This window comes from Saccharopolyspora rhizosphaerae (genome assembly GCF_003931915.1).
GTDB classification, from domain to species: Bacteria; Actinomycetota; Actinomycetes; order Mycobacteriales; family Pseudonocardiaceae; genus Saccharopolyspora; species Saccharopolyspora rhizosphaerae.
Genome location: NZ_RSAA01000019.1, coordinates 40729 through 63106 on the forward strand (window position 1 = coordinate 40729; position 22378 = coordinate 63106).

At 70.7% G+C, this 22378-nt stretch carries 17 protein-coding genes; 4 read left to right on the forward strand and 13 right to left on the reverse strand.

All coding sequences use genetic code 11. From position 1 onward, the window contains the following. Positions 1 to 48: 48 nt before the first annotated feature. Positions 49 to 1191, reverse strand: a complete 1143-nt coding sequence (locus EIL87_RS19985; RefSeq protein WP_125092111.1) for an acyl-CoA dehydrogenase family protein — start codon at positions 1189 to 1191, stop codon at positions 49 to 51. Positions 1192 to 1394: 203 nt separating this feature from the next. Here EIL87_RS19985 and EIL87_RS19990 point away from each other — a divergent pair, with 203 nt between their 5' ends. After that, a complete protein-coding gene (locus EIL87_RS19990) occupies positions 1395 to 2288 on the forward strand; it encodes an oxygenase MpaB family protein (RefSeq protein ID WP_125092112.1) in 894 nt (297 codons plus the stop codon). A 15-nt stretch (positions 2289 to 2303) separates the two neighbouring features. Here EIL87_RS19990 and EIL87_RS19995 read toward each other — a convergent pair whose 3' ends face one another. Beyond that, a complete protein-coding gene (locus EIL87_RS19995; protein WP_233576401.1) occupies positions 2304 to 2963 on the reverse strand; it encodes a haloacid dehalogenase type II in 660 nt (219 codons plus the stop codon). A gap of 56 nt (positions 2964 to 3019) precedes the next feature. On the opposite strand from EIL87_RS19995, the gene EIL87_RS20000 reads away from it, so the two are divergent. Next, the gene (locus EIL87_RS20000) at positions 3020 to 3577 is read left to right on the forward strand and encodes a TetR/AcrR family transcriptional regulator (RefSeq protein WP_125092113.1); all 558 of its coding nucleotides are present in this window, start codon (positions 3020 to 3022) and stop codon (positions 3575 to 3577) included. Between the two features lie 6 nt (positions 3578 to 3583). Here EIL87_RS20000 and EIL87_RS20005 read toward each other — a convergent pair whose 3' ends face one another. From EIL87_RS20005 to EIL87_RS20015, 3 genes are read right to left on the reverse strand one after another with little or no spacing between them, the layout of a single operon-like run. Further along, complete coding sequence (locus EIL87_RS20005) at positions 3584 to 4471, reverse strand: NAD(P)-dependent oxidoreductase (protein WP_125092114.1); 888 nt, start codon at positions 4469 to 4471, stop codon at positions 3584 to 3586. A gap of 15 nt (positions 4472 to 4486) precedes the next feature. Then, positions 4487 to 5914, reverse strand: a complete 1428-nt coding sequence (locus EIL87_RS20010; RefSeq protein WP_125092115.1) for a four-carbon acid sugar kinase family protein — start codon at positions 5912 to 5914, stop codon at positions 4487 to 4489. Positions 5915 to 5937: 23 nt separating this feature from the next. Continuing rightward, complete coding sequence (locus tag EIL87_RS20015) at positions 5938 to 6633, reverse strand: FadR/GntR family transcriptional regulator (protein ID WP_125092116.1); 696 nt, start codon at positions 6631 to 6633, stop codon at positions 5938 to 5940. 395 nt (positions 6634 to 7028) lie between these two features. Here EIL87_RS20015 and EIL87_RS20020 point away from each other — a divergent pair, with 395 nt between their 5' ends. Then, complete coding sequence (locus tag EIL87_RS20020) at positions 7029 to 9623, forward strand: glycosyl hydrolase family 65 protein (protein ID WP_233576402.1); 2595 nt, start codon at positions 7029 to 7031, stop codon at positions 9621 to 9623. A 510-nt stretch (positions 9624 to 10133) separates the two neighbouring features. Here EIL87_RS20020 and EIL87_RS20025 read toward each other — a convergent pair. The 6 genes from EIL87_RS20025 to EIL87_RS20050 all read right to left on the reverse strand — a co-directional run bounded on the left by EIL87_RS20025 (position 10134) and on the right by EIL87_RS20050 (position 19119). Then, positions 10134 to 11393 carry a styrene monooxygenase/indole monooxygenase family protein gene (locus tag EIL87_RS20025; protein WP_125092117.1) on the reverse strand — a complete coding sequence of 420 codons (1260 nt, stop codon included), beginning with the start codon at positions 11391 to 11393 and terminating at the stop codon, positions 10134 to 10136. A gap of 616 nt (positions 11394 to 12009) precedes the next feature. Further along, positions 12010 to 13920, reverse strand: a complete 1911-nt coding sequence (locus EIL87_RS20030; protein WP_125092118.1) for an FAD-binding monooxygenase — start codon at positions 13918 to 13920, stop codon at positions 12010 to 12012. A 98-nt stretch (positions 13921 to 14018) separates the two neighbouring features. Further along, on the reverse strand, positions 14019 to 15077 hold the full coding sequence (hpaD, locus tag EIL87_RS20035) for a 3,4-dihydroxyphenylacetate 2,3-dioxygenase (protein ID WP_125092119.1): 1059 nt from the start codon (positions 15075 to 15077) through the stop codon (positions 14019 to 14021). A gap of 25 nt (positions 15078 to 15102) precedes the next feature. Next, on the reverse strand, positions 15103 to 16590 hold the full coding sequence (gene hpaE, locus EIL87_RS20040; protein ID WP_125092120.1) for a 5-carboxymethyl-2-hydroxymuconate semialdehyde dehydrogenase: 1488 nt from the start codon (positions 16588 to 16590) through the stop codon (positions 15103 to 15105). Positions 16591 to 16592: 2 nt separating this feature from the next. Beyond that, complete coding sequence (gene dapA, locus EIL87_RS20045; protein ID WP_125092121.1) at positions 16593 to 17558, reverse strand: 4-hydroxy-tetrahydrodipicolinate synthase; 966 nt, start codon at positions 17556 to 17558, stop codon at positions 16593 to 16595. 67 nt (positions 17559 to 17625) lie between these two features. Further along, positions 17626 to 19119, reverse strand: coding sequence for a fumarylacetoacetate hydrolase family protein (locus tag EIL87_RS20050; protein WP_125092122.1), 1494 nt, complete (start codon positions 19117 to 19119; stop codon positions 17626 to 17628). A 110-nt stretch (positions 19120 to 19229) separates the two neighbouring features. On the opposite strand from EIL87_RS20050, the gene EIL87_RS20055 reads away from it, so the two are divergent. Next, entirely contained in the window at positions 19230 to 19907 is a 678-nt protein-coding gene (locus tag EIL87_RS20055; protein WP_125092123.1) for a GntR family transcriptional regulator, read from the forward strand. A gap of 542 nt (positions 19908 to 20449) precedes the next feature. Here EIL87_RS20055 and EIL87_RS20060 read toward each other — a convergent pair. Together EIL87_RS20060 and EIL87_RS20065 are read right to left on the reverse strand one after the other, a co-directional pair. Next, complete coding sequence (locus tag EIL87_RS20060; protein ID WP_125092124.1) at positions 20450 to 21472, reverse strand: Gfo/Idh/MocA family protein; 1023 nt, start codon at positions 21470 to 21472, stop codon at positions 20450 to 20452. Between the two features lie 26 nt (positions 21473 to 21498). Then, positions 21499 to 22365, reverse strand: a complete 867-nt coding sequence (locus EIL87_RS20065; RefSeq protein ID WP_125092125.1) for a sugar phosphate isomerase/epimerase family protein — start codon at positions 22363 to 22365, stop codon at positions 21499 to 21501. Between the last annotated feature and the right edge of the window lie 13 nt (positions 22366 to 22378).

Here is a 22378-nt window from a genome sequence, read left to right on the forward strand (position 1 = left end):
GAGGCCGGGTGGGGGGAGGTTCCCGCTGGAACCTCCCCCCACCCGGAGTCAGAGACCGTAGGTCTTGCCGATGATGTCGCGCTGGATCTCGCTGGTGCCGCCGTAGACCGTGGAGACCACGGTGGAGCGCAGCATCGACTCCATGCCGTACTCGGTGGCGTAGCCGTAGCCGCCGAGCATCTGCATGCCCTCCAGGGACACGTGCTTGGCGAGCTCGGTGCTCTTGAGCTTGACCATCGACGCCTCGCGGGCGAAGACCTTGCCTGGCTCGCGGTCGATGGCCGCGGCGACGCTGTAGAGCAGCAGCTGCGCGCACTCGATCTCGGTGGCCATGTCGGCGATGCGGTGCTTGAGCGCCTGGAACGACCCGATCGGCTTGCCGAACTGCTCGCGCTGCTTGACGTACTCCACGGTGTCGTCGAAGGCGCGGCGTGCGACGCCGACCATGTTGGCGCCCAGGATCATCCGCTCCAGGTTCAGCCCGGCCATCAGCTGCGTCCACGCCTCGCCGACCGTGCCGACCACCGCGGAGTCGGGCAGGAAGCAGTCGGTGAAGTACAGGTCGTTGACCTCGCGGCCGCCCATCGTCTCGATGCCGCTGATCTGCAGCCCGTCGACGTCGGTGGGCACCGTGAACTGGGTCAGCCCGCGGTGCTTGGAGTCCTCCTGGGAGGTGCGCGCGATCAGCAGGACGTGGTCGGCGATGTGGGCGTTGGAGCACCAGGTCTTCTGCCCGTTGATCACCCAGCCGCCGTCGACCTTCTCCGCCCGGCAGGTCAGCGCGCCCAGGTCGGAGCCGGCCCCCGGCTCGGACATCGAGATGGCCTCGACCCGTCCGCGGGCGACGCCTTCGAGCACCGCGCGCTTCTGCTCCTCCGAAGCGAACTTCTCGTAGCCGGCGGCGGAGATGATCGTGGTCGCGAAGCCGCTCATCGGCACCCGGCCGTAGGCTGTCTCCTCCAGGAACAGGCACAGCTCGGTCATGCCCTGCCCCGCCCCGCCGTACTCCTCGGGCAGGTAGATGCCGAGCCAGCCGAGCTCGGCCATCTTCGCGTAGAGCTCCTGGTTGTGCGGCTCGGCGCCGTTGGCGGTGAGCTTGTCCCGCTGCTCCTTGGTGCCGCACTCGCGGCGGCAGAACTCGCCGACGGCGTCGACCAGGTCGCTCTGCTCATCGGTCAGGACTCTTGGCATGGCGTGTGCCCTCCACGGACTGTGCGCGCGAAACGGTTCTCGCGGAGTGTGGCGACACTGTTGTCAGTCTGTCAACAAGTCACGCCGGTGCCACCCGGTCGTTCACTCGATTCCCGCTCTCGCAAGCTATTACGGACTGTTGACCCGTGCACAACAAGCCATTACGTTCGAGCCGTCGACCGCAGTTGGGGAGGTAGCTGGAGATGCGGCGTTTCGACCGCCTGAAGACGATCCTCGCGATGGACCCCGAGAAGGACTGCGACGAGGTCTACCGACTGCTCTCCCAGTACGAGTTCCCCTGGGACTTCACCCGCTCGCTCGAGCTCGCGCTGTTCCGCACCTACGCGGTCCCGACGATCGGACGGCTGCTTGACCGCACCGGCGAGTTCACCCGCTGCACGCAGAAGCGGTACGACGACACCGTCCTGGTGCTCTACGAGATCCTCATCCCCGGGTCGGAGCGCTCCCGGGAGCGGGCGCTGGACCACCTCAACCAGCTCCACTGGCGCTACCGGATCAGCAACGAGGACTACCTCTACACGCTCGCGACCTTCGTGGTCATGCCGGTGCGCTGGATCAACGAGTTCGGCTGGCGCGAGCTGCACCCCCGGGAGATCCGCGCGTTGACGGCGGTGTGGCGCCGGATGGGCGAGGGCATGCGCATCGAGGGGATGCCGGAAACCTACGAGGGTTTCGAGCGCCTGCTCGACGACTACGAGCGCGAGCGGTTCGCCTTCGACGAGGGCAGCCGGCGCGTCGCGGACTCGACCATGCGCCTGTTCGGCTCCTGGTTCCCGCGCCCGCTATCAGCGCCGGTCAGCGACGCCACGCGGCTGCTGATGGACCCGCACCTGCTCGAGGCCCTGGAACTCCCCCGCCCGCCCGAAGTCGCCCGCCGCGCGGTGCGCCTGGCGCTGAAGGCACGGGGCGGGCTCCTCCGCCTCGGACCGCCGCGTGCCGACTCGAAACCGGTCACACCCCGCCCGCGCAGCTACCCGCGCGGCTACCAGCTGGACGAGCTCGGACCAGACTCGTTTCACCGCAACCCCACTCGGCGCGACGCGCCACCGCCGGTGCGTTGCCCGGTACCAGGCTGAGGAAGCGGCGAGCGCTCACGCGAGCAGCTCACGGACGACCGTCGGCAGGTCGTCGGCGGTGACGTCGGCGGGGTCGAAGGTCGGGTTGTAGCGCCCTTCGAGGCGGCTGACCCAGCCGGTCCGCAGGCCCGCTCGCGCGGCTCCGTGGCAGTCCCACGCGTGGGCGGCGACGAGCGCGACCTGGCTCGCCTCGAGCCCGAGCCGGTCCACGGCGTAGCGGTAGGCGCCCGGAGCGGGCTTCCAGATGCCCACGTCGGCGCAGGACAAGACCGCTTCGACGTGCTCGGACAGGCCGTTGTGGGCGAAGAACCCGCTGATCGTCTCCGCCGAGCCGGTGGTCAGCCCGACCACGCGCACACCCGCGGCGCGCAGCTCCTCCAGCGCGGGGCGCACGTCGTCGTGCGCCGGGAAGCGGTCCCACCCGGCGAGCACGTGGTCGACCGTCGCCTGGTCGACCTCCGCAGCGGTGACGTCGCGCAACGCGGCAGCGGCGATCTCGTCGAACTCGCGGTAACCGCCCGCGGCGGCGAGCGCCACCCCGTCCCGCACCGCCCGCGCGAACCACGGGTCGAACAGCTCCGCGGGGAGTCCACGCTCGGCCAGGCGGCCGGGGACCTCCTCCAGCGACATCAGGGTTTCCACGACGTCGAACGCGACGGCTTCGAGCTTCGGCACGGCTCCTCCAGCGGCAGAACGGTCGTTCTAGGTAGAACGACCGTTACACTAGCCGCGTGACGCTGAGACCAGCAACTCCAGCGCGGCAGCGCCTGCTCGCGGCGGCGGACGAGCTGTTCTACGCGCGCGGCATCAACGCCACCGGCATCGACGCGATCGTCGCGCGCGCCGGGGTGGCGCTCGCGACCTGCTACAAGCACTTCGGCAGCAAGGACGACCTGGTCGCCGCCTACCTCGCCGAGCGCGACGAGCAGTGGCGAGCCGAGTGGGAGACAGCCATCGCCGCTGCTGAGGAACCGCTGCTGGCCCTGTTCGACGCCCTCGAGCGCTGGTGGAACGGCTCGGGGCGGCGTCGCGGGTGCGCGCACGTGGCCGCCTCGGTGGAGCTCGCCGACCGCGACCACCCCGCGCTCGCCGTGGTCGCCGAGCACAAGCGGCACCTGCTGCGCCGGCTCACCGACCTCGCCGCGGAGACAGGCCACCCGGAGCCGGCCGAAGTCGCGTCAGATCTCCTCGTGATCTACGAGGGGACGTTGAGCGCGCTGCTGCTCGACGTCACCCCCGACCCGTTCGCCCAGGCCCGGCGACTGACCCGAGCGCGACTCCAGCGCTGAGCGGAACTACTCCTCCGGCGACAGCAGCGTGACGACGCTGGAGTCGTCGGCGGCGGCCAGTCCCGCGCGCTCGCCCATGAGGTAGAGCTGCTGGGCGGCCGCGGCCAGCGGCGTCGGAACGTGGGCCTGCTGGGCGATGTCGGTGACGATGCCCATGTCCTTGACGAAGATGTCCAGCCTGGAGCGCACTTCCGCGCCGTCGCCGTAGGCCTCGACCATCCGCGGCCCCCGGTCGGCGAGCATGAACGAGCCCGCCGCGCCCTTGCTGAGCGCGTCGATGACGGTGCTCGGGTCCAGCCCGAGCGAGCGCGCCATCGCGACCGCTTCGGCGGCGGCGGCGATGTGCACCCCGGCGAGCAGCTGGTTGATCGCCTTGAGCCCCTGCGCGTCGCCGGGAGCGCTGCCGATCTCGGTGAGGGTCGACGCGAGCGCGTCGAGGACCGGGCGGGCGTTGTTCAGGTCGTCCTCCGCGCCGCTGACGACGATGAGCAGGTCTCCCGCACCCGCGCGGGCCGGCCCGCCGCTGACCGGGGCGTCGACGAGCCTCCCGCCGACCTCGGCCAGCCGGCTCGCCGTGGCGCGTGCGGCATCGGGACCGACCGTGCTGGTCAAGATCACGACCGTGCCGGGGCGCAGCGCGGTGGCCACGCCGTCATCACCGAACAGCGCGGCGTCCACCTGCTGCTGGTCGCGGACGGCGACGAGCACGAGTTCGGCGTTCTCCGCGGCACGGGCCGGTGTCGTCGCTCCGGCGGCGCCGCTGCCGACCACCTGCGCCCTGCGGTCGGCGTCGATGTCGAAGACCGTCACCGGGAAGTCCGGCACGAGTCGCGTGGCCATGGGCAGACCCATGGCACCCAGGCCGACGACCGCGACGTGCGGGGTGTTGGACATGCTTCTCCCTCGTTCTCAGCAGGTGGTCCTCAGCGCCGCCACGACGTCCGCCAGCGCGCTCCGGTCCCCGACGTTGCCGGGGAAGACGACGTAGGGAAGACCGGCGAACTCGCCCGAAACCGCCTGCCAGAGCGAGATGATCCCGGGAAGCATCGTTCCGCGCACCACCGCGCGACGCACGTCCAGACCGTCCGTGGCGATGTCGCTGGAGGTGATCCCGCCCTTGGCGACCACGAACGCCGGCCGACGCGCCTCGACCGCCGCGCGCACGGTGTCGACCAGGCCCGCGGAGACCGCGCGCGCGATGGCCAGGCTGGCGTCCGGGGCGTCGCCGGTGACCAGCGTGCGGCTGGTGCGGACGACCACGTCGGCCCCCTCCAGGGACCGAGCCGCGGCGTCGGCGACCTCGGCGACGTGGTCGTCCCTCGTGCACGCGTCGAGCAGCTTCGTGACGTCCAGTTCCAGTTCGGTGACGCCGCCGAGCTCCCGCAGCCCGTCGAGCTGGCTGGTCGTCAGGCCGACGTGGGAGCCGACGGCGATCAGACCGTGCCCGTCCGCGGCACCCATCGCCCGCAGCGCGTTGCGGCTCAGCGGTGGCGCTCCGGCCTGACCGGCGCGCGAGCGCACGAACGCCGGGCCGACCCGGTAGAGCAGGCGCGTGCCCCGCGACTCCACCTCCAGCAGCGCGAGTGCGAGCACCCGCAGATCGTCGTCGCAGGCCGCGTCCACCACGACCGCGCGACCACCGCGCACGTCGCTGAGCAGCTCGGCGACCCGCTCCGGGCCTCCGACGCGCAGGTCGGTCAGCGTCACCGCGAGCACGTCCTCGGCCGCGACCGCGCCGCCGGACTTCTCCTCGACCCACTCCCGCAGGTCCGAGCTGCGGTAGCCGAAGGTGGCGTCCCGGGCGAACTCGGTGCGCCCGGCGGGCAGCACGCCCTCGGGTGTGCGGGCCCAGTGCACCGCATCGATGGTGAAGCGCCCCGCGCTCGGGAAGGCGGGCACGATCACGACGCCGTCGACCGGACGACCGCGTTCGGCCAGTTCCCGTGCGATCACGTCGGTTTCGCGGGGGAAGTGCCCGCGCAGGGTGGAATCGCTGCGGCTGGCCACCACGAAGTCGACCTGCTCCGCGTCGGCGGCGCGCGCCAGCGCGTCGAGCACTTCGCGGTTGCGGGCGTCGGCGTCGGCGGCTGAGAGGCTGCGGGTGTTGGTGAGCACGAAGCAGGTGCCGCCCGGGGTCAGCGCCCAGCGCAGGTCGTCGACGCCCCACGTGGTCAGCACCGGCACGTCGGCAACGGTCTGCGTGCCGGTCGGGTCGTCGTCGAGCACGACCAGGCACCCACCACCCTCCCTTCGCGCCGCGACCTCGGCGGGGTCGACCGGGCGGACGGCGGGCAGGTCGGCGAGCAGGTCCTCGACCGGGATCGGGTTCTGGGTCATCGGGCTGGTTCCTCCGGCCGTGGTCAGCTGTCGAGCACGTGGGTGCGCAGGTCTTCGGCGGTCTGGGACATGTGGTCCTCCATCGCCTTGCGGGCGACGGCGGGGTCACCGGTCTCCAGCGCCCGCAGCACTTCCGCGTGGTGGGCGAGGGCGTTCTCGCGGATCTCCGGCACCGCCGAGGTCTCCCTGCGCCCTTCCACCAGCAGCCGACCGAAGGGCTCGAACATCAACGGGAGGAACACGTTCCCGCTGGCGCGCATGACGGTGTCGTGGAAGGCGATGTCGGCCTCCACGAACCGCTCCACGTCGGCGGTCTCGACGGCCTCGCGCATGTCCCGCAGCAGCTCGCGCAGCTGCTCCAGGTCCTGCTCGGTGCGCTTGGCCGCCGCGAGCTCGACGGCTCCGACCTCGATCAACCGGCGGGCGTCGACGAGGTTCTCCGAGATCGCCGCGCTCGAACGCGGGGTCGCCGCGGCGGCGCGGATCACCGGGTCCAACGCGGTCCACTGCGCGGGCGGGTTGACGTAGGTGCCGCGACCCCGCTGGATGCGCACGATGTTGGGCACCCGCAGCTCCCGGACAGCCTCCCGCACGGTCAACCTGCTCACCGCGTGCAGCTCGGCGAGCTCGGCTTCCGGGGGTAGCGCGGTCCCGGGCGGGTAGGTGCCGTCGATGATCGAGCCGAACAGCGTCTCGGCGAGCTCGTCCGACAACGACATCCCGCGCCCCCTCCGCTACAAGACATCAGACCTCTGATGTCCGGCGCACGGTAACCTCCCGTCACCCACCCGTCAATGCGGTTCGGGACGGCGCGTCGGCGCTCCCCGGGACGCTCGAACGGCTCGCCGCGGGGCTCACCGGGCCGATGCCGCCGGGCACAAGAGGCAGCTCAGAGCGGTGCAGACCGGGCCCGGCGCGGTGACATGGCTGCTCATCGTCCGTTTGCGCGGTCAACATGATCGAGCCCACGTCGGCTTGACGGGGACTCCCCTTCGCACGAGGATTCGCGGTCGCCATCCGAATCGAACAAGGGAGTTGAGCTCGGGTGAAACTGCATCGTTCAAGTGGAGTCGCGATCGTCGCGTTGACGGTCGTCTCCGCTGCTGCGGCTGTCGTGACGAGCACAACTGCCGCCCCCACCGGCCCGGAGCCGCAGCGGTGCGCGACCGGTGAGTCCTGGGAGATGTCGACCGACAAGTTCGACCCCGCCTACACCGCGCACGCCTTCGTCGGCAACGGTTACCTGTCGCAACGAGTGCCCCCGACGGGTGCCGGATACGTGGCCACCGGCGAGAAGACCGGATTCCCGCTCGAAACTCCGCGCTACGACGGCGCTTTCGTCACCGGCCTGTACGGTGAGGGCCCGAGCGCTCAGACCGACAAGCCGCGGCACGCCATCGCGGCCATCCCCACCTGGTCGTCGCTGACCGTCCGCGCCGGCGAGCACGTGTTCACGCCGCAGACCCCGCCGGAGCAGATCTCGAACTTCCGGCAGTCGCTGAACGTCCACTGCGGCGTGCTGTCGACGAAGCTGACCTGGACGACGCCCGACGGCAAGGCCACCGACATCGCCTACGACGTCGTCGCCGACCGGACCAACCCGCACGTCGGTGCGGTGCGCGCCCGGGTGACGCCCCGCTGGTCCGGGCAGGCCGAGGTGGTCGGTGGTGTCGAGGGCGCGGGCGCCCGCCGGATGCACCCCACCGAGGGCGGCGTCGAGGGCCAGACCGCACGCGTCGGTTTCGAGACCGAAGGCGTGGGCGCGCGGGGAACCGTGGCGTCGACGCTGGTCCCGCCGGACGAGATCAGCGCCAAGCCCGAGCAGCACGTGGACGGGCTCAACGCCGAGCAGAAGGTCCGCTTCGACGCCCAGCAGGGCAAGACCTACGAGTTCGGCAAGTTCGTCGGCGTCGACACGACGGTGACCACGCCGGACCACCAGTCCACGGCCGTCAAGGCCTCGCAGGACGCCGCCGACCGCGGCTGGGACGCGCTGTTCGAAGCCCACTCCTCCGCCTGGCAGAAGCTGTGGAACAGCGACATCCGCGTGCCGGACCGCCCGGACCTGCAGAAGTCCTTGCGCTCCAGCAAGTACGCGATCCTGTCGAGCATCCGCGAGGGCCAGGACACCAGCGTCGCGCCGGCCGGACTGAGCAGTGACAACTACGCCGGGCTGAACTTCTGGGACACCGAGCTGTGGATGTACCCGAGCCTGCTGCTGCAGCACCCGGACATCGCCAAGTCGGTGGTGGCCTACCGCGAGAAGACGCTGCCGGCCGCGCGCGACAACGCGCAGCAGATCGGCCAGAAGGGCGCGTTCTACCCGTGGACCAGCGCTGACAGCGGTGACCTGCAGAAGGACTGCCACAGCTGGGACCCGCCGCACTGCTTGACGCAGAACCACCTGCAGAGCGACGTCGCGCTGTCCACCTGGCAGTACTACCTGGCCACCGGGGACCAGAAGTGGCTGCGCGAGCACGGCTGGCCCGTGCTGCGCGGAGTCGCCGAGTTCTGGGCCGGGCGCGTGACGCACAACCCCGACGGCACCGCCTCGATCCACAACGTGGCGGGCCCGGACGAGTACAGCAACGGCGTCAACGACGCGGTGTTCACCAACGCGGGTGCCGCCAAGGCGCTGCGCGACGCCACCGAAGCGGCCCGGATCCTCGGCGAACCTGCTCCCCCGGAGTGGACCGCCATCGCCGACAAGCTGCGGATGCCCTTCGACCAGGAGAAGCAGCTGTTCCGCCAGTACGACGGCTACGCGGGTCAGAAGATCAAGCAGGCCGACGCGGTGCTGCTGCAGTACCCGCTGGAGTGGCCGATGTCGCGGGAGGCCGCCAAGAACACGCTCGACTACTACGCGCCGCGCACCGACCCGGAGGGCCCGGCGATGACCGACTCGGCCCACGCCATCGACGCGGCCGCGATCGGTGAACCGGGCTGCGTGACCAACACCTACTTGAACCGGTCGATCCGGCCGTTCGAGAAGGACCCGTTCGCGCAGTTCTCCGAGGCGCGCGGCAAGACCGCTGGTGAGGGTGCGGGGGCGCCGACGTTCAACTTCCTCACCGGTGCCGGCGGTTACACCCAGGTGTTCACCCACGGGCTCACCGGCATGCGCTGGCGCGGCGACAAGGTCGTGCTGGACCCGGTGCTGCCGCCGCAGCTGGGCAAGGGCATCGAGCTGACCGGGCTGAAGTGGCAGGGCCGCACGTTCGACGTCCGCATCGGTGGCGACCAGACCACGGTGGTGCTGCGCGACGGCGAGCCGTTCACGGTCCAGAGCCCGCAGGGCGACCAGGTGGTCAGCGAGCAGCAGCCGCTGTCGCTGAAGACGCGCCGGCCCGACCTCGCTCCGACCGACAACCTGGCCCGCTGCAAGTCCGCGGAGGCCACCAGCGAGGAGCCCGGTCGCTACGCGGAAGCGGCCGTCGACGGCAACCCGGCCACGCCGTGGCTGGTCAACGGGCCGCAGGGCTCGACGACGGTCGACCTCGGCGCGGTGCGCCCGGTCGCCGAGATCACGCCGCGCTGGACCGACCTCGCCCCGACCTCGCACCGCCTCCTGACCTCGGTTGACGGCAAGACGTTCACCGAGGTCCAGGGCCGGGTCCCGCGGGGTCACCTCGCCCGCTACGTGCGGGTCGAGCTCACCGGCCCCGAAGGGCCCGACCACACAGGTGTCGCCGAACTCGAAGTCCGCTGACACCTAGCAGCAGGAGGAAGAACGCGGTGATCGCCACAGCGATCACCGCGTTCTTCCTTCGTGAGGGCCCACCACCCAACACGGCCGACCACTCGAACTTCTCGCGAAACTCGAGTCCACCGACCTCCAGTCCACATCCGCGAAAAAAGAACGCGTCTCGCTCCGACACGCCAGGGAATCCAAAGCGCTCGGCGTGTAGGTGCAGGTCACGCACGGGGTGATTCGAAATTCTCGCGAGATTTGAGCAGCTTCCCGGGCCTTTTCCGCCCTCCGACACGAGGGGTCGACCCGGGTGCTCGGGCGTGTTGTGGAGCTGGCGCTCGGGCGTGTCGGGAGACCGGCACTCGCACGTGTTGGGAGCAGGCGCTCGGTCAGGCGTGTCGGGAACGGGCGTCTGGGTGTCGGGACGCAAGCGCGTCGGGACCGTTGGCGCCGTTCGCGGATGTCAGCAGGGCGTCCCGTTCCCGTCGCCTCGCCGGGGCACTCGGCACCTCACGTCCCGGCGGGGGATCACGGCCCCTTCGCCTCGGACGGCCCGGTGTCGTCCGGGGTGTGCCGGGCGATCGCGGCGTCCACGCGTTCCGGGGTGGCGACCATGTCGCCGTTGCGGTGCGGGTGGCTGAAGTTCTCGGTGAACTCGTCGCAGAGCGTGCGCAGTTGCGACATCGCGCCCAACAGCTTCTGCAGGTGCGGCGGTGTCGGAGTGGCGATCATGGTGTTGACCCAGGTGCTGAGCCCGTCGACGCGTTCGCGGCGGCGCAGCGCGACCTTCTGCGCGAAGCGCTCGTCGACCGAGCCGTCCTCGAGGATCGTGTCGGCGACGACCTGCGCTTCGTAAGAGGCCGCATTGGCGCCCTGCCCGGTCACGGGGTCCACAGTGGAATGCGCGTCGCCCAGCGACAGCACCACGGTCCCGTCGGGCAGCACCCGGTAGTCCTCGCGCACGACCGGGCGCACGGCACCTTGGAGGATGTCGCCCGGCCGCATCAGCTGGAAGCGGGAGTCGTCGACGCGCTCGCGGACCGTCGGGTGGTGCTGCTCGAGCTTGTCCAGCGTGAGCCGGCGGTAGGCCTCGGGATCGTCGGACTGCCGCTGCTTCATCAGGACTTCCAGGTCGCCGCCCGGCACGTTCTCGAACAGCAGCGCGCTGGCCCACCCGTCGAAGGTGGTGATCGGCAGGTCCAGCAGTTCGCCGTGGCCGGGAGAGATGCTCATCGTCACCGCGCGTGGTCCGGTCTGCGCGACCCCGTCCCAGAAGCCGACCGCGAGGTAGCGCTGCGGCTCGGCGTAGGGCGAGACGTCGGGGCGTTCGCCGAAGTACTCGGCGAAGGACCGCGACCCGGCCGCCACCACGATGAGGTCGTGGTGGCGGCCGAGCTGCTCGAAGTCGGCGGGCTCGACCGCGCGCTGCTCGACGGTCCCGCCGCGTTCCTCGTACTCGGCCATCAGACGCGGCAGGTAGATGCGGTAGTCCAGGACGCGGGAGGGCCGCAGGAAGTCACCGCGGAAGACCGGCGGACCGTCCGGGACGTTGAGGTGGTGGTAGTGGACCCGGTAGCCGTACTCCTCGACCGGCCAGAAGTTCACGCCCATCGCGTCTTCGCGGGCGATGGTGGGCGCGTGGTGGGAGACGCTGTTCTGCGGTCGTCCCGACGCCACCTGGTCGGCGGTCTGGTGGGTGTACACGCGGGTGCTGACCCCGGCCTGCTGCAGCAGCAGCGCGAGGTGCAGGCCCGCGGTCCCGGCTCCGATGATTCCTACGTCAGGCATCGAGCTCTCCTCGTCGAGGCGTCCGCACTCCGATCATCGTGGCCCCTCGATCCCGCCACCGGAAGTCCCCCGCCCACCACGCCCGCGCACTCCCCCGACCGTCGAACTTCGCGCGAAATCCGACCCCCTCTGCACGAGCCGGATGTCACGCGAAGTGATGACCACTCCGGACCGACATGCAGGGCACCTAACGCGATCGGCGTGTTGGTGCTGGCCACCCAGGGGTCGATTCGAACTTCGCGCGAAATTCGGACCCCACGAGCCCGGGTCGAACTTCGCGCGAAATTTGGGCCCTGCGGGCACGGGTCGAACTCGCGCGAAGTTCGGATCGGTGCCGGCCGCCGCTCGATCCCGCTGGCGTTCCATCGCGGCCGGCGCTCCAACCCGGCCGTTGCTCCATCGCGGCCGTCGCTCGATTCCGGCGGGCGTTGCATCCGGCGGGCGTTGCATCCGGCGCCGTCGCTGTTTCCGGCCGCTGCGTCCCTGCCGCCCTGCTCCTCCCTGGCCGAGACGGTGCCGAGCCGTGGGGCGGAGCGGATGGACGGTGGGCCGACTGCGGAGGCCGAGCGAGAGCGGGAGGTGCGGCGGGTCCGGGGTGAGGGCGGCGCCGGGCGGGTCAGGGTTGGGGGGCTGTGGTTGCTGGGTGGTGCTTGGGAGTGGCGATGCCGTTGAAGAAGGCCGTGAGGTCTGCGTGGGCGTTGATCGGCAGGACGTGGGAGACGTAGTGGTCCGGGCGGACCACCACGACGGCGCCGTCCCGGCTGATCTCGCAGGCTTCGAAGACGTCGTCCGCCGGGTCCGCCGCGTAGACCTTCTCGTAGTCGACGAGCTGGTAGGGGCCGACCTTCGGCAGGTACGCGCGCGGCACCCGGCCGAGCTCGACCTCCGCGTGGGGCTGCTGGTAGACGACCTTGACGTCGAAGCAGGCGTCGACGTCCCGGTCCTGCGGGGTGTGGGCGACCACCGGTGAGTCCGGAGAACTGGTGATCCACTCCGCGAAGTCGGTGGCCGCGGACGGTTCCCCCGGGGCCGGCCGGTCGGCGAAGACGTAGATGCGCCACCGGCCGTCGGCGCGGTGGTGGTGACCGAGGTGCACCGGGTTGCCGTCGCAGACGCGGGAAACCGGGTGGGACTTGAAGCGCTTGCCGATGGGGAACCCGGCCGCGAGGTCCTGGTGCTCGGCTCCGGCGGTGATCATCGACGGCTCGTACCGGGTCATCAGCCCGGCCGGGAACTCGGCGGTCTTGACGTAGAAGTCCTCCAGCTCGGTCGGGTCGGAGAGCTTTTCCGGCTTGGCCGCCATGAGCTTCGACCAGCGCCGGTCGAAGTCGATGAGGTCCTGGGCGATGACGTGCCGCTCGGCGGAGTAGGTGTCCAGCAGCGACAGAGCGGCGCGACCGTCGAGGACGTGCCCGACCTTCCAGGCGATGTTCCACCCGTCCTGCATGGACACGTTCATGCCCTGACCGGCCTTGGCGCTGTGGGTGTGGCAGGCGTCGCCGGTGATGAACACCCGCGGGTGCCGCACACCCACCAGCTCGGCCGGCACGTCGTCGAACTTGTCGGTCAACCGGTGCCCGACCTCGTAGACGCTGCGCCAGGCCACGTGCTTCACGGTCAGCGTGTAGGGGTGCAGGATGCGGTTGGCGCGCGCCTCCACCTCGGCCTGGGTGGTCTCGCGCACCTTGCCGTGGTCCTCGTCGGAGATCTCGCCCAGGTCGACGTACATCCGGAACAGGTAGTTGCCCTCGCGCGGGATGAGCAGGATGCTCCCGCCGTCGTGGGACTGGATCGCGCACTTGGTGCGGATGTCGGGGAAGTCGGTCTCGGCCAGCACGTCCATCACGCCCCAGGCGTGGTTGGCCCGGTCGCCGACCAGTTCTCGCCCGATCGACTCCCTGACCCTGCTGCGCGCGCCGTCGCACCCGATGACGTAGCGGGCCCGCACCGTCCGCTCGAGGCCCTCGTCGACCCCGGCGGAGCGGCGCAGCCGCACGGCCACCTCGTCGGTGCCGACGTCGAGGTCGAGGAACTCCCAGCCGTAGTCGGGTTCGAGACGGCCGGGTGCGTTGCGGGCGGCTTCGGCGAAGTAGTCGAGCACCCGGGCCTGGTTGACGATCAGGTGCGGGAACTCGCTGATCCCGGTCGGGTCGTCGGGCGCCACGGCGGCGCGCACGATGTTGCCGGGCTGGTCCGGGTCGGGCTTCCAGAACGCCATCTCGGTGATCCGGTAGGCCTCTTCGGTGATCCGCCCGGCGAACCCGAACGCCTGGAAGGTCTCGACGCTGCGGGCCTGGATGCCGTCGGCCTGGCCGACTTCGAGCCGGCCGGGCCTGCGCTCGACCAGTCGGGTGGTGAGGTGCGGGAACTGCGCCAGCTGAGCAGCGGCGATCATGCCGGCCGGTCCGCTGCCCACGATGAGGACGTCGACCTCGTCCGGCAATTCCTGGGGGCGGTCGAGGCCCACGCCCGCGGCGGGTTGCACGCGGGGATCGCCGGAGACGTAGCCGTGGTGGTGGAACTGCAACGATCTCTCCTCACTTCGTCGTGAGCTCTGCCGTGGGCAGTTCTCGCCCGGACCGGCTGCGGATCACCGGTTCCGGCGAGGACCGTCCGCTCCTGCGCTCATAGCGATGTCCCGAGCTTGAAACCCTTCTCCTCGTCCCCCTGGCGCGTGTAGGAGAACCCGTCGGCGCCGACGGTGACGGCCATCTCGCTGGAATCGGTGCGCTCGACGAGCGGCTGCGGGTTGCCGTCGAGGTCCAAGACCGGGGAGGCCTCGGTGTACCAGGACGGAACGACGGGGTTGCCCCACCAGTCGCGACGCTGGTTGTCGTGGACGTCCCAGGTCACGACGGGGTTGTCCGGGTCGCCGGTGTAGTAGTCCTGGGTGTAGATCTCCACCCGGTGCCCGTCGGGGTCGCGGATGTAGAGGTAGAAGGCGTTGGACACCCCGTGCCTGCCGGGCCCGCGCTCGATGACGTCCGACATCCGCAGCGCGCCGAGCTTGTCGCAGATCGACAGGACGTTGTGCTTCTCGTGGGTGGCGAAGGCGATGTGGTGCAGCCGAGGTCCGTCGCCGCCGGTCAGGGCGGTGTCGTGCACGGTGTCCTTGCGCCGCAACCAGGCCGCGTAGGTGGTGCCCTCGGCGTCCTGGATGTCCTCGGTGACCCGGAACCCCAAGTCCTCCAGGTACTTCCGTCCCTCCGGCACGTCCGGGGTGACCTGGTTGAAGTGGTCCAGCCGCACCAGCGCGCCCGGCGTGTGGAGGTCGTAGCGCCACGCGAGCCGCTCGACGTGCTCCACCTCGTGGAAGAACTCGTACGGGAAGCCCAGCGGATCGGTCACCCGCACCGAGTCCCCGACGCCCTTCGTGAACCCGTTCCTGCGCCGTTCGGTGCGGCAGCCGCGGGCGGCGAACCACTGCTCGGCCCGGTTCACGTCCTCAGGGGTGCGCACCCGGTAGGAGAACGCCGCCGCGGCGGCCACCGGGCCCTTGCGCAGCACCAGGTTGTGGTGGATGAACTCCTCGAGCGTGCGGAGGTGGATGACCTCGTCGTCCTCCTCGGTGACCACCAGGCCGAGCACGTCGACGTAGAACTCGCGGGCCCTGGCCAGGTCGGTGACCACCAGGTCGAGGTAGGCGCAGCGGACGATGTCGGGAGGGGTGAGATCGGCGTTCATCGTTGAAGCTCCTTCACCTCCGGCGTCAGGCGCCGAACTTCGGGGTGTGGACGGGGGCCAGCGAGATGTGCATCGCCTGCTGGTCGGAGTAGAAGTCCAGCGACCGGTAGCCGCCCTCGTGGCCCAGGCCGGAGGCCTTGACGCCGCCGAAGGGGGTGCGCAGGTCGCGGACGTTGTGCGAGTTCAGCCAGACCATCCCGGCGTCGATGCGCTGCCCGACGTTGTGGGCCCGCTCCAGGTTCGAAGTCCAGACGTAGGCCGCGAGCCCGTACTTGGTGTCGTTGGCCAGCCGGACGGCTTCTTCGTCGCTGTCGAACGGAGTGATGGCCACGACCGGCCCGAAGATCTCCTCCTGGAAGATCCGCGCGGTCGGCGGGACGTCGATGAACACCGTCGGCTGCACGTAGTTCCCGGACTCCAGCCCCTCGGGCCGCTCGCCGCCCGCGGCCAGCGTGGCCTCGGTCTTGCCGAGCTCGATGTAGCGGGTGACCTTCTCGTGGTGCTCCGGGTGCACCAGCGCGCCGACCTCGGTGGCCGGGTCGTGCGGATCACCGACCCTGACGTTGTTGGCGCGTTCGACGTACCGGCGCACGAACTCGTCGTAGATGCCGCGCTCCACCAGGACGCGGCTGCCCGCGGTGCAGCGCTCGCCGTTGAGCGAGAACACGCCGAAGACCGTGGAGTCGATCGCCGCGTCGAGGTCGGCGTCGGCGAACACGACGGCCGGGCTCTTGCCACCGAGCTCCATCGACAGCGCCTTGAGCGTCGGCGCCGCGTTGGCGAAGATCTGCTGGCCGGTGGCCGATTCGCCGGTGAACGAGATCAGCTGCACGTCCTCGTGCTTGACCAGCGCGTCCCCGGCCTCCTCGCCGAACCCGTTGACGATGTTGAACACCCCGTCCGGGACTCCGGCCTCGCGGAAGATCTCCGGCCACAAGCCGGCCGAAAGCGGCGTGAACTCAGCGGGTTTCAGCACCACGGTGCACCCCGAGGCCAGCGCGGGGGCGAGCTTCCAGCTCTCCAGCATGAACGGGGTGTTCCACGGCGTGATCAACCCCGCCACGCCCTTGGGCTTGCGGTTGACGTAGTTGACCTGCTTGCCCGGGACCTTGTAGGTGTCGTCGGCCTGCGCCACGACCAGGTCCGCGAAGAAGCGGAAGTTCTCCGCCGCGCGCTTGGCCTGCCCCAACGCCTGGGTGATCGGCAAGCCGGTGTCGAAGGTCTCCAGCTCCGCCAAGCGCTCGTTGCGGGTCTCGACGATGTCGGCGATCTTGTTGAGCACCCGGGCCCGCTCGCGCGGCAACATGCCCGGCCACGGGCCGTCGTCGAAAGCCTTGCGAGCAGCCGTCACCGCGCGGTCGACGTCGGCACGCTTGCCCGAGGACGCCTCCAGGTAAGCCGTGTTCGACACCGGGTCGAGGACCTCGAAGGTGTCGCCGTCGAGGCTGTCGACGAACTCGCCGTCGATGAAGTGCTGGATCCGCTTGGGCAGATCAGCCGGCACGTGTTGCATGATCAGTTCCCTCCGGCGGTGGTGTCGGTGTCCTCGACCGGCGACAGGTGGTCCGCGCCTTCGGCCAGCAGCGCGCGGATCTTCTCCTTGCCGGCGTCGGTCGGCGTGATCAACGGCGGCCTGACGTGCTCGGAGGCGATGAGACCGCGCTGGGCCAGCACCCACTTGACCGGGGCCGGGTTGGTCTCCACGAAGATCAGGTCGACCAGCGGGTGGACGCCGTAGTGGATGTCCAGCGCCTCGTCCACCCGCCCTGCCTGGAAGGCGTCGTACATCTTCTTCGTCGCTGCGGGCGCGATGTTGGCCGTGGCGCTGATGAACCCGGTCCCGCCCAGCGCCAGCAGCGGCAGGCACAGCAGCTCGATGCCCGACCACACCAGCAGGTCGCGGCCGGCCGCCTTGATCACCCGGGAGAAGTGCTCGAAGTCCTTCGTCGTCTCCTTGATCCCCACGAAGTTCGGCACGTCCCGGTGCAGCCGCGCCACCGTCTCCGGCGCGATCTCCACCGCCGTCCGGCTCGGCACGTTGTAGGCGATGATCGGCAGGTCCGGGTACTCCTGGGCCACCGTCTTGTACCAGGTGTAGAGCGCTTCCTGGGTCGGCCGCGCGTAGTAGGGCGTGATGATCAGCGCCGCGTCGACGCCCGCGTCGAACGCGGCGCCGGTGAGCTCGATCGTCTCGTCCAGCTTGGCCGAACCGGTGCCCGGGACGACGGGTGCGCGGCCGTCGACGGTCTTGAGGACCGTGCGGATCGCGTCCGCGCGCTCGTCGATGGTCTGCGCGCTGGGCTCGCCGGTGGACCCACCGATGGAGATCCCGTCGGAGCCCTGCTTGAGCTGCCACTCCACGAGGTTGCCCAGCGAGGCGTGGTCGACCTCGCCCTCGGCGGTGAACGGCGTGATCACCGGGGCGATCGAGCCGGTCAGTTCCTGGGGACGGGAGCGCCAGGCGCCCGGTCGGTTGCTCATCGCTGTACCGCCTCTCCGCGATCGTCTGTGGTCACGCCCGGGTTGAAGGCTCGTGGCCGCGGCTCGGTCACCCGGCTCCTCCTCGCTCGCGCTCGGCCTCGTAGCGGCGGCGCCACTCGCCGCTCAGCGGGTACAGCCCGTCCACCGCCGCGCCCTCGGCGACGCGGGCGGCGATCCACTCCTCCTCGGCCTCCTGCTCGAGCGCGGCGTCGAGCACCTCGTCAAGCAGCGCGGGCGGGATGACCAGCACGCCGTCGTCGTCGCCGACGATGACGTCACCGGGTTGCACGGTCGCCCCGCCGCAGGCCACGGTGATGTCGCTGTCCCACGGCACGTGCCTGCGCCCGAGCACCGCGGGGTGCGGCCCGCCGGAGAAGGTGGGGATGTCGAGCTCCTTCACCGCGCTGTGGTCGCGCACGCCGCCGTCGGTGACGATGCCCGCCGCACCCAGCACCTGCGCTCGCAACGCCAGGATGTCGCCGACGGTGCCACTTCCCCGCTCCCCGCGCGCCTCGACCACGAGCACCTCGCCGGGCTCGAGCGAGTCGAAGGTGCGCTTCTGGGCGTTGTACCCGCCGCCGTGGCTGCGGAAGAGGTCCTCGCGGGCGGGCACGAAGCGCAGCGTGCGGGCGCGGCCGACGAGCTTGCTGCCGGGCTTGTCGGTGCGCACGCCGTCGATGGACAGCTGGTTGTAGCCGTGCTTGCGCAGCTGCGCCGACAACGTCGCGACGGCGACCCGGCGCAGCTTGGCGATGTGGTCCTCGGCGAGCGCGAACGGCGGCTCCAGCCCGGCCGCCTCCCGGCTGCCCCAGGCCTCGGCCCGCTGGTGGTCGTCGACCGACGGTTGCGCGCTGAACTGCGGCAACGGCTCGACGCCCTCGACCACGGTGGTGCGCAGCCGTCCGGTGCTGTGCTCGGTGCCGGGCACGTCCACCTCGACCTCGACGACGTCGCCGGGCTGCACCACGGACGACCCCGCGGGCGTGCCGGTGAGGACGACGTCACCGGGTTCGAGGGTGATCAGCTGGGAGAGGTCGGCGATCAGCTCGCCGAACGGGAACACCACGGTGCCGGCGGAGTCGTCCTGGACCTGCTCGCCGTTGACCCAGGTGCGGACCCGTAGCGAAGCCGGGTCGACCGCGTCGGCCGGGATGCTCGCCGGCCCCAGCGGCGTGTAGCCGTCACCGCCCTTGGAGCGCAGGTTGGCGCCCTTGTCGGCGGCCCGCAGGTCGTAGACGCCGAGGTCGTTGGCCGCGGTGATCGCGGCGACGTGCGACCAGCCGTCCTCCGGCGAGATCCGGCGCGCGGACTTGCCGATGACCAGCGCGATCTCGCCCTCGAAGGCCAGCAGCTCGGTACCGGCCGGACGTTCGACCGTCCCGTCGGTCGCCGCCAGCGAGGTCACCGGCTTCAGGAAGTACGACGGCTTCGACGGCGCCCGTCCGCGCTGGGCGATCCGCGACGGGTAGTTCAGGTGCAGCGCGAGGACCTTGCCCGGCCGCCCGACGAGCGGGTGGTGCGCGAGGCCTTCGGCCGGAGAACGAACGGCATCGGTCGTCATGCCCGAGGATCGTATACGATGACATATCTGATTACAATGCAGAACGCGGCAGCGTCCGGAGGACCGCCCCTCGGGCGAGAGGGACTGCCACGCCGGCGAAACGAGGAGCGATGACCACCGACGCAGCAGCGGAGAACAACGCCACCAGCAAATCGCAGCTGGCGTACGAGTGGCTGCGCGACCGGATCGTCTCGCACCGGTTCACGCCCGGTTACCGGTTGGTGCTCAGCCAGCTCGCCGCCGAGCTCGGCGTGAGCACCGTCCCGGTCCGCGAGGCCATCCGCCGGCTGGAGGCCGAAGGTCTGGTGACCTACGAGAAGAACGTCGGCGCGCAGGTCGCGCTGGTCGACGAGGGCGAGTACGTCACCACCATGCAGACCCTCGCGGTGGTCGAGGGCGCGGCCACCGGCTTCTCCGCTCCCCTGCTCACCGCCGAGGACCTCGCCAAGGCGCGCGCGATCAACGACCGCATGCGCGAAACCCTGGAGCACTTCGACCCGCGCCGGTTCACCGAGCTCAACGAGGAGTTCCACTCGGTGCTGTTCCTGCGCTGCCCCAACGAGCACATGACGGACCTGGTCCGCCGGGGCTGGAGCCGGCTGCGCATGCTCCGCGACTCCACCTTCAGCTTCGTGCCCGGCCGCGCCGTGCAGTCGGTGGCCGAGCACGACCACCTGATCCACCTCATCGAGACCGGCGCGGCGCCCATCGAGGTCGAGCTCGCGGCCCGGAACCACCGCACGGCCACCCTCGACGCTTTCCTCACCGCCCAGCACCCGAAGCGCTGAAACCAGCCGCCGAACGCGCGCTCCGCCTCGCGCCGCGCTCAGAGGCCCCCGGAAGCGCGACAGCACAGCACCCGCGCGACCCCCGCGCACCCTCCTGACGTGCCCACACCCGGCCACGAGGGTCACCCGAGCAGGGGGCGGGTGACATGTCGCGCGAGATGTCACCCCCTCCCTCGCAAGGGTGGCACCGTGGCCTCACGGCCGAGGCCGGGCTGCTGCGGGGTCCGTGCGGGTGCGCTCGGTGCGAGTCGCATCCCCGGCTCGAACTTCGGGAGCCCGCCGTCGAACTGCGCGCGACGTGGGGAAGGGGTCTGCGGGTACGTGGGGGCAGTGGGTTCGGCGGCCTTCTGCCCGGTGCCGGCCGAGGCGTCGTGGGCGTCGAGTGTGTGAGCCAGGCGTGCGCCGGCCAGCTCGTAGCGGACGCGCCGTCCGGCGCACCCGACCACGGTCCACCGCGATGGCATGGCGCCGACGTGCGCTGCGTGGTCGTGGGCCACGCAGCGCACGTCGGCGCCGGGAGCTGACCGCCGGTCGCGGTGGGATCAGAGCGCGTAGAAGTCGGGGCGCTCGCGGAGGTCGACCTCGGCCCTGGTCCCGGTGCTCTGGGCCTGCACGCCGGCTTCGCAGGCGGCGGCCGCGGCGTAGCCGTCCCAGGTCGAGGCCGCGTTCGGGTCGGTGCGGCCCTGGTGGGCCGCGTCAGCCCAGCGCTGGAACTCGCGGTCGAAGGCGTCGCCGAAGCGGTCCCGGAAGTCGTCGCTGATCGTGCCGCCCCAGCCGCCGGAGCGGTGCACCAGCGGTCCGCCGTCAGCGCCGACGAGCGCGGTGCCCCGCTCACCGACGGCCTCGCAGCGGACTTGGTAGCCGAAGCCGCAGTTGACGAAGATCTCGACGTCGACCAGTGCGCCCGAGCTCGTCTCGAAGGTCACCAGCTGCGGGTCCAGCAGCCCCTCCGGGGAGCCGGAGCTCGACCTCGGCGCCCGGACGGTGACCGCCTCGATCTCGCTGCCGAGCAACCAGCGCGCGGTGTCGAACTCGTGCACCACCGAGTCGTAGATCATCATCTCGCTGGTGAAGCCCGGCGGTGTCGAGGCGTTGCGGTGCACGCAGTGCAGCATCAGCGGTGCGCCCAGGTCGCCCACGTCGAGCAGGCGCTTGAGCTCGGCGAACTCGGCGTCGAAGCGACGCATGAAGCCGACCTGCACCAGGTGCTTCCCGCGGGCTTCCTCGGCTTCCACCACGCGCAGCGAGGACTTGGCGTCCGGCGTCAGCGGCTTCTCGCACAGCACCGGCAGACCGCGCTCGATGGCGGCGAGCAGCAGCGGCTCGTGCACGGAGCCGGGCGAGGCGATCACCACGGCGTCCACAGTGGAATCGTCGATCACCTCGTGGGCCTCGGCCGTGCCGCGGGCGCCGCAGCTGCCCGCGACCTGCTGCGCGCGGTCGAGGTCGGGATCGGCGACCACGGCGAGCCGCGCCCCGCTGATGCGTTCGCGGATCCGCAGCGCGTGATCGGCACCCATCCGGCCCGCGCCGATGAGACCGACGCGGAGTTGCTGTTCCTGCAAAGGGGTTTCCCTTCCTGTGATGACGGTCAGCGCTTGAGCTCGCGGGTGATCCGGTCGAGCATGTACGTCGACGACTCCACGGCGCGGTCCTCCCACGCGAACACGCACGCGGTGGCGATGCCGTCGAAGTCCCTCTCGCGCAAGGTGGAGAAGAACGCGTCCCAGTCGACCTCTCCCTGGCCGATGTCGAGGTGCTGGTGGATGCGCGCCGGCGTCCCCGGCGGGTTGAGGATGTAGCGCAACCCGGACGACGCCTTGTGGTTGAACGTGTCGGCGATGTGCACGTGCGCCAGCTTGTCGCCGGCGTAGTGCAACATCGAGCGGATGTCCGCACCGGCGTCCTCCCCGGAGAGGTGGAAGGTGTGCGGTGCGCAGTACAGGTAGTTCACCCAGGGCTTGTTGATGGCCCGCACCAGGTCGACCGCGGGGGCGTTGACCTCGCAGAAGTCATCGGGGTGGGCCTCCAGGTTCAACGCGATGCCCTCGCGTTCGAACACCGGCAGCAGCTCCTCCAACGACCGCCAGAACGCCGCCTCGCTCTCGGAGGGACGTTCTGGGCGGCCGTTGAACTCGGAGTTCATCTGGGTGCAGCCGAGCTCGGCGGTCACTTCGATCATGCGCTTCCAGTAGCGCACCGCCGCCTGCCGCTCGGCCTCGTCCGGTCCCGCCCAGCGGTAGAGCGGCAGCACGCTGGCCAGCTCCACACCGGTCTCGCGGAGCGCCGACCTGAGCTCGGCGACCCGCTCGTCGTCCGCGCGCGGGTGCACGAAGAAGGGCATGAAGTCGTCGCGCGGTGAGAGCTCGATGTGCTCGTACCCGATGTCGGCGACTGTGCGCACCGCTTCCCGGATCGGGAGGCCGCGGAACATGTGCGGATCGATGGCGATCTTCATGGGGAGTCCTCAG